The sequence below is a fragment of the Arcicella rigui genome (assembly GCF_034929435.1).
In the GTDB taxonomy this organism is placed as follows: Bacteria; Bacteroidota; Bacteroidia; order Cytophagales; family Spirosomataceae; genus Arcicella; species Arcicella rigui.
In genome coordinates this window covers 123946-138466 of sequence record NZ_JAYFUM010000010.1, presented here as the reverse complement: position 1 = coordinate 138466, position 14521 = coordinate 123946, and the positions used below count along the sequence as shown (strand labels likewise).

The window sequence follows — 14521 nt, the reverse complement described above, 5'->3', positions numbered from 1 at the left end:
TACTTCAGCAAAGTAAACGTATAAGTTTTTATAAAGTTTTACTAAAATGGAGTTATTTTCTTCTCTTTTTGTTATTTTAACACATATCAATATTTTATCCGAGTAAATGAAGAAATCTCTTACTTTTAATAACCCTGTATTAACCTATTTTGATGCACAATTTGAGCAAGAAAATGTTCGGCGAGAACGACAAAGAGCTGGGGTTCTCTTTCTGTTTTTTTTTAGTAGCCTTGTAGGCTATGGTTTGTTTGCTAAAACTGTTTATCAGTTGAATTATTTGAATGGACATGAAAATGTGCCTCAAATAGTTTTTATATACTTAGCTTTTATGACTTTCTATGAGCTAACTTTTTGGCTTACGATGAAGTACCTCTTAAAAGTGATGAATCAAGTACCCATACTGGCAAAATTCGGTAATGCTACTTTAGAAATTTCATTACTTACTTTAGTGACGTACATGGCTGGGCAAGAGTACAACCATCCGATTCTCGCAGTACTTTCGCCTTTAATTTACATTTATTTTATTTTTATCATTCTTTCAACGCTGAGGCTGAGTTTTGCTATTTCGTTGTGGACAGGCGTTTTGGCGGGTGTCGAGTACTTTATTCTTAGTTATCATTTTATCGAAACTGGAACAATTGTTTCAGAGCATGATATTTATACCAAGCAATTATTCCCTTACTTATTGAAAGGACTTTTTCTGTTTTTTGGTGGATTGGCCGCTGGTTATGTAGCTATACAAATTCGGAAAAGTATTCAGCTTTCTATCGAAAGAATGGAAACCCAAGAACATATTGTAGAAATGTTTGGGCAACAAGTTTCGCCAGAGGTAGCACAATTGATGCTGGAACAAAATGGAATTTTGAAAGCCAAACACGAAAAAGTAAGTATTATGTTTTTGGATATTCGCAATTTTACGGTGTATGCCGATACGCATTCGGCAGAAGATGTAATGACTTATCAAAATGCTTTTTTTGAAGTAGTTGCCAATACTGTAAACGAGTATAATGGTATCGTAAATCAGTTTTTGGGTGATGGCTGTATGGTTACTTTTGGAGCTCCCATTCATTTAGAAAATCCTTCTGACAATGCTGTGAAGGCGGCTTTGAGTATCATTGAAAAAATTCAAGGAATGAATGAAGCCGCACTTATTCCACAAACGGGTATCGGCATTGGTATTCATACGGGCGATGCCGTGGTGGGAAATATTGGTACTGATGCTCGTCAGCAGTATAATATTACTGGAAATGTGGTGATTCAGGCTTCGAGAATTGAGCAATTGAATAAGAAGTATCAATCTCAATTGTTGATTAGTCAGGAAGTAATGGATGAAATCACAGCGATTCCGATTGATACCGTCCAAGTTGGTTCTGTAAAACTAAAAGGAATGGCGAATGAAATGTTTTTGTGGAAATTAGCGTAAAAGAGAGTGATTGGTAATTAGTATTTTAAGGTTTTGATTTTCAGTAATTTGAAAAAAATAAGGCTTTCTTGAATAGATTTTATTAGTAAAGTAAGTGGTTAAAATTAATTTAATTTTAACCACTCAAGGATAAGGATTAAGCTAAAAATAAAGTACAGTTTTTGAAAATTTAATAGCCATTTTGCCTACTGCCTACTGCTTACAGCCTAAAGCGTGCATGAGTAATTTTAGAAAAACAATCCTGCTTTTACAGAAAATAAATTATCTTCTTCTGAAATTCCATACATTCCCGTAATCACAACCATGTTGAAAGGGGCAAGCCAAACGCCTGCACCGTAGCCATGATGCCACTTTTCAGAATTTTCTTTAGGATTCCATACTCTACCAATATCATTAAATGCCAAAACGCCTGCATAAGCTGGGAATAAATATGATTTGATATTGAGTACTTTTATCCGTACTTCGGTGTTGTTATAAAATGACGATTTCCCTGAAAAACGAGTACGTCTTAGACCTCTTAAATTGGTTAAACCGCCTAAAGTATTTGCTTGATACAGTTCATAGTCGGCAAGGTTCATGCCGCCGCCAAAGCGTGTGGCTAAACTCACAACGGCTGGTAACTTGAAAGTATAATAAAACGATAAATCAGTTTTTAAATTGGCATAATCATTTTTGGTAAGGTCATTCGCTCCTCTTTGTAAAGTAGCATCAAAATTCCATAAAATACCTCTGGTCGGGAAGATGATATTATCACGGTTATCGAGTACAAAACCTGTTTTTAGACCAATGTAAAATTTGTCTTCATAGATTTCATTGCCATGCGGAGCAAAATCATTGATAAAACGTTTTGGATTTTCTTTAATGTGCCATTCGTTTTTGATAGCTCCATAATACAAGGTCAGCTTATTGAATCTACTTTTAAAAAGTGCCGTAATTTCCTCGTTTTCGTATTGAATCCTGTAATAATCAATGCCCTTTTCTTTTTTGTAAACCGATTCATTGCTGAGTCCGAAGAAGTTATCGACCAAACCGCCTTGTTGTAAATTAGCTTTTAATTCAAAATCTGTTTTGCCAATTACGTCCATAAATTCGCCTTTGTAAAAAATATTATAAGAATTTGTGCCAAAAGCATAATTTCCAGAAATACTGTGTTGCGAAGCAAAAGGCTCTTTTCTGAAACCCTGACGTGTCCACTGAAAACCAGTTCCTACAAAAATACCATCATCAACGTTGTAGTTGAAAGAAGCCAAGGGAGCGAGTCTGTCATATTTAAAAGCCTCACGATTGTAGTCGTTTACATTTTTCTTTTTACTGGTCAGGTCTTTACTTTCGTTGCCAAGATTCAGTACTGTATTTTCTTTTTTATCATAAATCAGTGTTTTTTTGCCAAAGCCAGCCACAGAAGATGAATCACTGAAAACATCTTTTCCTTTTCCGCCTATCAAGCGTACTTTAATACCTCTGTTAGCAGCCCCAAAAACCCTGAAATTGTCTTCGCCGTCTAATCCCCAAATCCTAATTTCCTTCGTTAATTTGGGGTCAAAAGTTCTTTCATAAATTATTCTACCAATTTCTCCGTGTTTCTTTTGGTCAAAAACGGTCACTTTCGTTACGCCATTTTCCAATCGGTTTACCCAAAAATACTCATCTTTGTCACTTCCTAAAATATCTACTTCTTTGCTCAAAAACTCATATAATTCTTTGGTATAAAGTGGTAAATCATCTCGGCGTTGTTTAAGTTTTTTGGCAATAATTTCAGAATGTGCAGGAAAATTTGGGAAATGCGTAACGGCTGAATCTATCACCGCATCGCTCATTCGTGCTTGCAATTCCTTTGCCATCGAAAGCCAGTCGTTTTCAGAAGATTGAGTTAAAAACGAGCGGTCGAAGTAACGGGCATTAAAAGCCAAACCTGCTACATCACGGATTTTGTAATTGAAACCTTGAATTTTGGGTAAAATCCATTTTCTCGAAATAATACTTGGCAAAAGTCCTTCATTCACAAAAAAAGCTTGGTCACGGTCACGAGGAATCGGTCTGAATGTCAAACCTTTGTCTTTTCCGTTTTCGTAGCCAGCCCAACGCCATTGGTCTTCGTGGCGGTCCCAGTCGCCAATCAGCATATCCAATAATCTTGCCCTAATTACTTCTTTTTCGTCAATGGTGTTGTGGTTATCTTCTGCTAATTTTTCAATTACTTTTTGTGTATTCTGGATTTTTTTTGAACCTGCAAAATTTCCTTCTGGACGTTCTTCAAAAAGAGCTAATTGGTTAGTAAATAGTCTTTTATAGTTGCCTAAAACATTGCTTTCTGGAATAATCACCAAAGAAGGATTGGTATGCAAAACGCCTGCGGCTTCTGCCAAGTGCGAGGCAACCAAAGCCGCATAGGGATGCGATGCCGAAATTTGGTCTGAAACAATATCAGTTGTAAATCGGCTACGAATGGCTTCGGGAACGGCTCTTTCTGGATACTTTTCTACCGAGCGAGTTACAAATTGTTCGCCTTTTTTATTCTGATAACGCAATGAAAGCGTTTGATAGCCACCACCTCTTTGTATTACTTTTAAGCCTCCTTGTTCTTGTTCAAAATCAAGTGTTTTGGGTTTGATGGCGGTTGTCCAAACATCACGATAATTTTTACCCAATAACCAATTTTTTAATTTACTTCCCTTGTAGTGTGGATTTGGTACGATTCCTTCCGTTTTGATTTTCGCCGTTTCAATGTCTTTTGGGTCAATTTCATGTGTATTCAAGGTGATTTCACTACGGTAAAGCTCTTTACCATTTTCGCCATCACCAGCAAAAAAAGTGATGGTAGTTTGATTATCATAAAAATCTAAACGAGCAAAACCTACTTGTGAACTGGCAAATTTTGAATCTTTACCCTTTTTCACGGGCGTATTTTTTGAACCTGCCCCCGAAGTAATATAATTGATAGAGTCTCGCTGAATCAATTGCAAATTATGTTCGTGTCCGTTGGCATAAATTACATTTTTGTATTGTTTGAAAATACCTACCAAACCATCACGCATCTGTTTATACTTAGGGTGCGGGATGTCTTGTATATTGCCAATCAGCGTTCTGTATAAGGGATAAATTGAACCTACGGCAGGCAAAGGAATATTTACGCCTAATTCATGAAAGGGCAAAAGATGGTCTTGTAAAGTAAAATATCCGCCATGCGAACCATGTGAGTACATCGGGTGATGCCCAACAATTAATACTTTTTTATGACGGTTTCTATCTAAAATATCATTTACACTCACCAGCATTTCTTCCAGTGATTTTACTTCACATTCAGAAGTAGCTTCTGGTTTTTGCCACGGATGAAGCCACCACTGCGTATCTAAAATTACAGCCGTAATTTGCTCGTTCAAGATTACTTCGTGGGGTGTCGGACAGCCTCCTTTAGGATAAAAAACGTCTTCTCTTTGTAAAAACTCTGAAACAAATTTTTCTTGATTTTTAATGTACTCCCAACCTTTTTTTCCGCCTTGCTGCCAATCGTGATTACCGGGAATGATAAAAGGCTTTCCATCGTAGTTTTTCAGAATACTCAATTGGTCTGCCAAACGTTCTTCGTCCACTTTACGAGTAGGTTCGTCGAGGTTACTCAAACCTTTTGGATATACATTATCGCCAAGAAAAATTACCGAAGAGTTTTTTCCTGCTTCTTGCATCTGTCTTTTCAGTGGCGTGAGTACTTGGTTTTTGCCCGTTTTAGGCGGTTCGCCTGCATCACCAATCAAGAAAATAGAATAATTAGCTTTGTTTTGTGCAAAGCTAATCGTCACATTCAACAATATAAAAGCAAATATTGCTATACTTTTGAATATGTACTTTTGTAAAATCTGTTTCATATTTTAGAGAATTAATAGCTTTATATGGTTTAGTAATACTTATTTTAATTGTGAGTTAGTGAGTTGTGAATTAGTGAATTAATTATTAGTTCATTTCTCATTCACAACTTAATTGTGTACGAAAGTTTTAAGGCAATTTGGGATTTCTGATTTCGGATAAATATTTCCTCCAAAAACGTTTTGTTAAGCTGAAATCCGAAAACAATAGTTTTTATAATCTTTCGTACAGCCCTAATTCACAACTCACTAATTCACAATTCACCAACTCACTCAATCACTTCTTATAATCAAAAGCTAAAATATAGCCATCGCCGCCGTCGCCTTCTGAAGAAATATAAAGATTACCGTTTGGCGTAAAGCAAATGCCTTCGGGTTGTCTGAATAGCGAAGAGTTCAAATCAATTAAGACTTCTTTTTCGCCATCTTTTGATAAAATCAACAGTTTTTTTCCTTGCGAAGCGACGATAAAAATCTCTTGAGTAAGCGGATGAATGGCTATGCCCGAAGGACGAAAAAGTTTTCCTCCAATTTTTGTTTTTACTGCTTCTTCTGGAATTGAAATGTATTTTGACAATACTTGATTTTTGAAACTATAAGCGTAAATCGTTTTTTTATCGTCTTTGTCTTTAATGCGAACTTTGGCAGCTAAAAGTAAATTATCGGTAGTGGGGTCGTAGCTAAGTCCTTCGTATTCAAGTACATCAGGATTAGTACAGTCGATTTGTCTTTCAAAAGCTTCACCAATTTTAAAGCCCTTTATCATACCGTTACTTTTCAGTACAAATACCTCATTTCCAACTACTTCTATGCCTTCGTAGTCGCCTGTTTTGCCAAAGGGAATTTTTTCGCTGATTTCTTTTTTATCTAAATCAAAAATAAATACTTTGCCTTGTTCGTCATTAATGCAGGCTAATTGATTAGTTTTATAGAATGACAAGCCCGAAATTTCTTGAAGACTGTTAGGGAGCTTAATTTTTTGACTTGGATTTTCCAAATCATATCTCACAGAATATGCGTCCATGGTTTCTTCACTGAGTTTTTTTTCGTGATGCTTTTTCTCTGAATTACAAGAAGTAAAAGCTAATGGAACAAAAGTAAGTAGAAGTAGAGTTTTGAAAGAAATCATCATATTTTAATTAATTACAAGTTGATTATGCAAACTGAATTGCTGATAAAGGTACAAGAATATGCCGAAGGAATTTTAAAGAAATTACCTGTTGAATTGATTTATCACAATGCACAGCATACTCATCATGTGGTAAAGAAAGCGGAGGAAATTGGTAAAGCATCTGACCTTTCGGATAAATCTCTTGAAACCATACTAATTGCTGCTTGGCTACACGATATTGGCTATCAAGAAGGTTGTATCAACCACGAGGAAAGAAGTAAACTTATGGCGAAAACGTTTTTGTTGGGGCTGGAAGTTCCAGAAAAACGTATTGAAAAAGTTTTAGGTTGTATAGAAGCAACCAAAATGCCACAAAATCCACAAAATAAAAAAGAAATGATTTTGTGTGATGCCGATTTGTCGCATTTGGCTTCGCCTGATTTTATGAATTATTCCGAGGCTCTTCGAGTAGAATTATGTTCTATTTTGAAAGCGATTGACGAGAAAAAATGGTGGGAATCAACTGTTGATTTAATTCAAAATCATCAATATTATACCGAATATGCCCGTGAACATTTTGAACCTTTGAAACAAGAAAATTTAAAAAAGGGAATTACTAAATTGGCTGAATTTCAGCAAATGAATTTAGACAATGTTTCAACAGAAAATATTTCATTAAAATTTGAGGAATTACAGGAAACAAAGTCGGAGAAAAAATTAAGAAAAGAAGAAAAAATAAAAAAACCTGAGCGTGGTATAGAAACCATGTTTAGAACTACTTCGGCAAATCATTTACAGTTGTCGGCAATGGCTGATAACAAAGCAAACATAATGATTTCCGTCAATTCAATTATTATTTCTTTGGTGCTAAGTGTGTTGGTAAGAAAACTGGAAGATTGGCCAAATCTAATCATTCCTACGGCTTTATTAACAACGGTTTGCTTGATTGCTACGATTTTTGCTATTCTGGCGGTTCGTCCGAATGTTACTTCTGGTAAATTTTCACGAGAAGATATTGAGCAGAAAAGTGCCAATTTGTTGTTTTTTGGCAATTTCCACCAAATGGAATTGAACGATTATGAATGGGGAATGAAAGAAATGATGAATGATTCTGATTTCCTCTACGCCAGCATGACCCGTGATATTTATTATTTAGGTAAAGTATTGGGCGAAAAATACAAATTTCTTCGTTTTTCTTATACGGTATTTATGTTTGGTTTTGTAGCATCGGTTATTTCTTTTGCTATTGCCGTTACTTTTTTTAAGTAGATTTTTTATCAGAATGTCCTAAACTTTTTTCAGGACAAACTCTGTCTCTTACAATTTGTTTGAGTTCTTTTGCTTCTGGAAAATGACCTTCTCTTTTTCTATCAAAAATAAGGTCATTTTCTAAAAACACTTGAAATCGCCCCGATACTTCGCTTGGGCGTAAACTTACTTCTCCTAATTCCTCAACAAAAGTCGTCAGTAATTCCTGTGCCATCCAAGCCGAACGCATCAGCCAGTTGCATTTTGGGCAGTATTCTATGGTTATTTTGGGTTTCATATTTTAGCTTTTTAGCTGTGAGCCGTGAGCTATGAGCTACGAGCTTTTTATTTTTTGATAAATAAGCAATTTAAAAAGCTCACAGCTCAAGGCTCATAGCTGATATCACAAATTCCACCAATAAGTAAGCTTCAATACAATCGCTCGGTTTTTGATATTTAGGTTTCCCGGAATGTAATTATCGGTATAAACCAAAAATATATCCGAAGCAGGTTTGTAACGCCATTGTACACGGCTATTGATATTTACGTTTTGTACTTGTTCGTTGTACTGAATAAAAGTAGTCCAGAACAATCGGTTGGTAAAAGTAATATCAATTTTCGGACTTACTAACCAGAATTTTGATTTTAGTATTTGGTCAGCTTGGTCTTTCACAGGTACTTTCACATCTTCGATACTCACATAATTTATGTTTGCCGATAAACTTACGTAAGGCTGAAAACGGTAGCCCACATCTCCCGAAAGACTGAGTAACTTGCCATTGCCATAATAGCCACCATAAGTACCCGTAAAACCAAAAGTATATCTTTTTCGTGGCGTAGAAAGATAATTTACATTGAATGTATTGAATCTATGCTCGCTTCCTTCAGCCAGTAAATATTTGTTGCCTTCATTAGTCGGGTCGAAGGCAAAAGGTAAGCGAATATAATTAGTTTCGTAAAAAGCATAAAAGCTACTTCTATCTTTTAAAGCAACGATATAATAAAACTGATTTTGTAAATCCGTCATTACTTTATCGGTGTTCCAGTAAGCATAAGAAGCAATCGCTGGGGCATGATATTGGATTTTGCTACTTGGCGTTTGGGTATAAATATTATACTGAATCGGAATGTTTACTTTATGATAACCCGTTCGAGGCACATAACCGATTTCTGGATTATAATTTTTACCCACGTATTCGTATTGAACTGAGCCGTTAAATGTTAAACCATTGTAAAAAACATTGAAGGCACTTACATAATCATCATTTTTGACATTCGGGCTATATGATTTTAAGTACATGGCTTTCCCCAACCATAAATTACTTGAAGAAGCTAAATTGTACTCTAAACCAATGTTGCGGTTGTAATCTGAAAAGTCTTTGTTGATATTGGCATCATAATTTAAGGATTGCTTATTCAGCATCATCAAGCCAATATTCGAGCGTTTGAATACTTTTTGTTGAAGTACCAAAGCCGAAAAATTTTGAGCAGGACGGTTTTCTGCTGAATTTATTCCTGTTTGGATATTCATCGCACCGATTCTAAGGTTGTTGTTGATTTTACCACTCAGCCTTGCACCGTAGTCAATCGGAACACCCAAACCGATTCTTCTTGAGAAAAATGGACGAATGCTACTCAAACCAAAATTATTGAAGAGGTCGGCATTTTCTAAGAAAAACTGTCTTCTTTCTGGAAAAAACAATTCAAAACGGCTAAGGTTGGTTACTTGTTTATCGACATCAACTTGCGAAAAGTCGGGATTGATTGTTAAATCTAAATTCAACGCAGACGAAACGGCAATCTTGGCATCTAAGCCAAAATCTTTTCGGAAAGTAGTAGCCGAGCCATCTTGAAAGTTTTTGCTCATTCCCCCCAAAGTATAGGGAATTACCGAAATGTTGTTTTTGGGAGTAGGAGGGGGAGTATCCCAAATCAGCACGCCTGTATATGCCAAGGTAATGCTAAAGTATTGTCGTGGAATTTTTGCCCAAGTAGATTTTTCTCCAGATTTTAAATCTAATCTACTAAAATTTATGCCCCAACGGGTTTCTCCAGCTTTGTAGCGTAAAGTTTTGAATGGAATAGCAGCCTCGAAAGTCCAGTGGTCGCCATGATATTTAGTTTCAGAATGCCATTTATTGTCCCAATTGGCATTCAAGTTTGTACCTTCCGAAATGATACCATCAAATTGTGCTCCTGCGGCATTTACACCAAAAACAAAACCATTGGTTAAATCATTGAAAGGCTCTAAAATCAGCCAAAGGTTGTCATTATTACCAAAGCTAAAATCTCTTTTCAAAGATTCTACCACAAAACCTTTGTTTTTTACTTGTTCGTAGCAAATGGCACTTACGTACAAAAAGTTATCGTCGTAAGTTAATTTTACTTCAGTTGGTACATGGCTCAAGGAAGTATCCATTGGTGTCATCATCCAAAAGTCTTTTCCAGTTTCTGTATTTTTCCAAGCTTCATCATCCAAAATACCATCAATTCTAATTTTAGAGTGAGTAGGTTTGATATGATATTGAAACGATTCGTTTATCTTTTGAGCAAAGGAAGGTAAGCTAAATATGAGGAATAAGTAAGGTAATAGTTTTTTCATTGTTGACGGACTAAGCGGTTGAAATATAGACAAAGTTATTAAAATTATTGTTAATTAAAGAAAATAAGTGTTAAGCTGAGTGTCTGTCCTGACTCAGGTCAGTGAAACATTATTATTCCCAAGCATTTTTTTTATATTACAGATTTCTGAGTGTTGAGTTTGGCGAGTTTTTTTGCTATTCTTGGCATAGTTGATTAATTTGTATAAAATATTCATCCTAAAAACCACATAATATGACTCCCACTCCTCCGAATCAAGGAAAATTAGTTCGTTCTATTGGACTAACGTCTGCCACTGTACTTATCATTAGTTCTGTGATTGGTACAGGTGTTTTCAAAAAAGTAGCACCCATGTCAGCAGAGTTACAATCGCCATCTTTAGTATTGATTGCTTGGTTGGTAGCCGGATTAATCAGCTTGGCGGGAACGCTTTCTAATGCCGAAGTAGCCAGTATGTTGGCAGATTCTGGTGGAGAATTTGTTTACTTTCGTAAAATCTACAATCGTTTTTTTGCCTTTTTATTCGGTTGGACAAATTTTGCTGTTATTCGTACCGCTTCAATCGCTTCTATTGCTTATGTTTTTTCACAATCTTTAAATAGCGTATTTCCTTTTCCGACCACTGCTGCTTCTTTATCCGAAATCTCCTTTATAGGTTTACATCCTTTCGATAACCTCAGTGTTAAGATAGTTGCCATTTCTTTAATTATTTTCTTGACGTATTTCAATTATAAAGGATTAAAACTGGGCGAGAATTTGAGTAGAGTACTAACAACCCTGATGATTACGGTGATGTTGCTAATTATCGTTTTGGGTTTATTATCAAGTGTCGGAAGCTTAGAAAATATTACAACCAATAGTGTAAGATATAATGCTGATGAGATGTCGGGTGCTACGCTTTTCAAAGCATTGGCATTGGCTTGTTTGAGTGCTTTTTGGGGTTATGAAGGTTGGGCGAGCGTTGGTTTTATTGGTGGTGAAATGAAAAACCCACAGAAAAATTTACCTTTAGCACTCATCATTGGTACGCTAATTATCATGGCATTGTATATGTCGATGAACTTTGTGTATTTGTATATTTTACCAATTGATGAATTTATTCAAATTTACGAATCTAAAAATGGGATTGCAGCCGTTGCAGTGGTTAATCACTTTTTAGGTTCTTGGGGAGGAATACTGATTTCTGGGTTGATTTTAGTAACCACTTTCAATTGTGCAAGTACTACACTGTTGTTGGCTTCGAGGTTGTTTTATGCGATGGCAAATGATAAACTCTTTTTCAAAAGCGTAGATTATATTCATCCCAAGTATAATACGCCTTCAAGAGCCTTGTTTATTCAAGCTATTTGGACTTCCCTGTTAGTGATGTCGGGAACATTCGACCAGTTGACAGATATGTTGATTTTTGCAGCCTTTATTTTTTATGGTGCAACCGCTTTTGGGGTTTTTGTTTTGCGTAAAAAAATGCCCGATGCACATCGCCCCTACAAAGTAATAGGCTATCCAATTGTGCCAGCTATTTTTGTACTTTTTTGTATTGTATTAATCGTAAATACATTAATTGAAAAACCAGAAGAAGCACTTAGTGGATTAGGGTTAATGGCAACAGGTTTACCATTTTACTTTTATTGGACAAAAAATAGTAAAGCTGATAGCGAGGAGCAATAATTGTTTATGTGAGAAGTGATTAGCACTTTTATGTATTTATACAATTGTAGATGGTTGAAGTTGGTGAAACGTTTTAAGTTTATACATATCAAAACAATACTCACCATATCGCCAAGCTTTTTACGTTGTGCGTAATGCAATTAGCGACCATACAAAATTGGACTGTGAAACCTGACATAGACAAAATTTGTTTAAATTTGTCTAAATGTATTAGCTAAGTACGATGAGAGCAAAATATATAAATCCCTTTACAGACTTTGGATTTAAAAAAATCTTTGGTGAAGAAGCCAGTAAGCCTTTGCTTATTGACTTCTTGAATGCTCTTTTACCTCAAACCAACAAAATTATTGACCTTAATTTTAAAAATACCGAACAATTAGGACAAACCGATTCCGACCGAAAAGCGATTTATGACATCTATTGCGAAAATGAAAATGGTGAGAAGTTTATTGTAGAACTTCAGAAAGCCAAACAAAACTATTTCAAGGAAAGGACTATTTATTATTCGACTTTTCCAATTCGTGAACAAGCAGAAAAAGGGGAGTGGAACTATAATTTGAAAGCTGTTTATTGTGTTGGGATTTTAGATTTTAAGTTTGGGGACTATGAGAGTGAACATGAACGAAGTGAATTTGTTCACAGCATCAAACTTAAAAACCAAAATGGCAAGGTATTTTACGAGAAACTGACTTACATTTATCTTGAAATGCCAAATTTCAATCTGAGCGAATCTGACTTAGAAACCCGTTTGGATAAATGGTTGTATTTCATCAAACATTTGGAAGACTTTCAAACAATCCCAACAATATTTAGTGATGAAGTATTTACTCAAGCTTTTGAGAAGGCAGAATTGGCAAATTATGGACAAGCAGATTTGGATAGTTACGAAAATAGTTTGAAAACTTACCGAGATTTGAAAGGTGTTATAGATACTGCTTTTGATGAGGGAAAGTCAGAAGGAAAGATAGAAAGAAGTGTAGAGGTTGCGAAAGCTGCCAAGCAAATGGGGCTTTCGACAGCAGACATAATAAAGCTTACAGGACTTTCTGAAAGCGAAATCAATCAATTGTAGAACACAAATACACAAGCTCAACATTAGCCTGTCGCTATGGTGTTGGTACTTCATGATTTGGTGTACTTACTTCAAGGTTTGAAAATGAGTATTCATGCTAAAATTCAAAACTTATCACTTCAAGAAACAAAAAATCGTCAGCCTATCATAAAGATAAACTGACGATTTTTTTATATTAAAGAGATTACTCTTGAGCATCAAGAATAAACTATTTCTTGTAAGTAACAGATTTCACTGCTTCAATAGTACGAGCAACGCTTGGAAGAATGGCTTCTAACAAAGTTGGTGCATAAGGAAGTGGTAAATCTAATGAGTTTACACGAATTACTGGTGCATCCATGAAATCAAAAGCCCAACGCTGAACGTTGTAAGCGATTTCTGATGATAATGCAGCAATTGGGTTTGCTTCTTCTACTACTACGCAACGGTTTGTTTTCTTCACTGAATTAATCACTGTTTCGTAATCAATTGGTCTAACCGTTCTTAAATCAATTACCTCAGCATTGATTCCCATTTTAGTCAACTCTGCTACTGCTGGCATTACTACTCTTGAAAGCATTTTACCAAAAGTAACGATTGTAACGTCTGTACCTTCTTTTACGATATGTGCTTTTCCGATTGGTGTTAGGTATTCGCCATCTGGTACAAGACCTTTATCGCCATACATCAATTCAGATTCCATGAAAATAACAGGGTCATTATCACGGATTGAAGATTTTAATAAACCTTTTGCATCAGCAGGATTTGAAGGAACTACAACTTTCAAACCAGGAGTATTGGCATACCAGTTTTCAAAGTTTGAAGAGTGCTGTGACGACAATTGACCTGCGTTTCCAGTTGGGCCACGGAAAACGATTGGACAAGAGTACTGTCCACCAGACATTGACATCATTTTGGCAGCCGAGTTGATTACTTGGTCGATGGCTACCAACGAGAAGTTAAAAGTCATAAACTCAACTATTGGACGCAAACCATTAGCGGCTGCACCAACAGCAATACCCGCAAAACCTAATTCTGCGATAGGTGTATCAATAACACGGTCTGGACCAAATTCATCCAACATACCTTGTGATACTTTGTAAGCACCATTGTATTCGGCTACTTCTTCGCCCATCAAAAGCACTGACTGGTCTCTACGCATTTCTTCGTTTAATGCTTCACGAAGTGCCTCTCTGAATTGTATTTCTCTCATTGGTTATTTTTATCGTTGTGAGGTTGAGAATCGCCGAAACGATTCTGTCTTCAAAATCTGCGTAAAATTAGATAACAAACCTCAGACTGCCAACGCCCAAATCAGTAAATTATCACTTAAATTGATTGAAATGATTTTTTGAATTTTGAAAAGTATGGAATTGTATTGTAATGTTGAGTTTATAGAAGTATCTTTTTCTTAGATTGCTTGTTTGATTTTTTCTATTTTAGGGAATTAAAATTGGTTTTTTACAATAATTCAAGATAATTGCAAACCCAAAAATCGATATCAGAACTGATTAATACCGATTTTTGGGTTGAAGGTTTTTGGGAAGAATACCTTTGAT

At 35.7% G+C, this 14521-nt stretch carries 9 protein-coding genes; 4 read left to right on the top strand and 5 right to left on the bottom strand.

Translation table 11 applies throughout. The annotated features are described in order from the left end of the window. Positions 1-106 precede the first annotated feature (106 nt). Entirely contained in the window at positions 107-1423 is a 1317-nt protein-coding gene (locus tag VB248_RS10325; RefSeq protein ID WP_323296690.1) for an adenylate/guanylate cyclase domain-containing protein, read from the top strand. Between the two features lie 227 nt (positions 1424-1650). Here the strand turns inward: VB248_RS10325 and VB248_RS10320 are convergent, their stop codons facing one another. Together VB248_RS10320 and VB248_RS10315 are read right to left on the bottom strand one after the other, a co-directional pair. After that, complete coding sequence (locus VB248_RS10320) at positions 1651-5286, bottom strand: BamA/TamA family outer membrane protein (RefSeq protein ID WP_323296689.1); 3636 nt, start codon at positions 5284-5286, stop codon at positions 1651-1653. Between the two features lie 274 nt (positions 5287-5560). Continuing rightward, positions 5561-6415 (bottom strand): SdiA-regulated domain-containing protein, encoded by an 855-nt coding sequence (locus VB248_RS10315; RefSeq protein WP_323296688.1) that lies wholly within the window; start codon positions 6413-6415, stop codon positions 5561-5563. A gap of 24 nt (positions 6416-6439) precedes the next feature. Between VB248_RS10315 and VB248_RS10310 the strand changes: the two genes are divergently transcribed. Continuing rightward, positions 6440-7663, top strand: a complete 1224-nt coding sequence (locus VB248_RS10310; RefSeq protein WP_323296687.1) for a Pycsar system effector family protein — start codon at positions 6440-6442, stop codon at positions 7661-7663. Here VB248_RS10310 and VB248_RS10305 read toward each other — a convergent pair. Beyond that, positions 7656-7940: a SelT/SelW/SelH family protein gene (locus tag VB248_RS10305; RefSeq protein ID WP_323296686.1), complete on the bottom strand. Its 285-nt coding sequence runs from the start codon at positions 7938-7940 to the stop codon at positions 7656-7658. The genes VB248_RS10310 and VB248_RS10305 overlap by 8 nt on opposite strands. A gap of 105 nt (positions 7941-8045) precedes the next feature. Next, positions 8046-10244: a DUF5916 domain-containing protein gene (locus VB248_RS10300; RefSeq protein WP_323296685.1), complete on the bottom strand. Its 2199-nt coding sequence runs from the start codon at positions 10242-10244 to the stop codon at positions 8046-8048. Between the two features lie 233 nt (positions 10245-10477). Here VB248_RS10300 and VB248_RS10295 point away from each other — a divergent pair, with 233 nt between their 5' ends. Continuing rightward, positions 10478-11911, top strand: a complete 1434-nt coding sequence (locus VB248_RS10295) for an APC family permease (protein ID WP_323296684.1) — start codon at positions 10478-10480, stop codon at positions 11909-11911. 223 nt (positions 11912-12134) lie between these two features. After that, complete coding sequence (locus VB248_RS10290; protein WP_323296683.1) at positions 12135-12983, top strand: Rpn family recombination-promoting nuclease/putative transposase; 849 nt, start codon at positions 12135-12137, stop codon at positions 12981-12983. 208 nt (positions 12984-13191) lie between these two features. On the opposite strand, the gene VB248_RS10285 is transcribed toward VB248_RS10290, so the two are convergent. Continuing rightward, entirely contained in the window at positions 13192-14175 is a 984-nt protein-coding gene (locus tag VB248_RS10285; RefSeq protein WP_323296682.1) for a pyruvate dehydrogenase complex E1 component subunit beta, read from the bottom strand. Positions 14176-14521 lie beyond the last annotated feature (346 nt).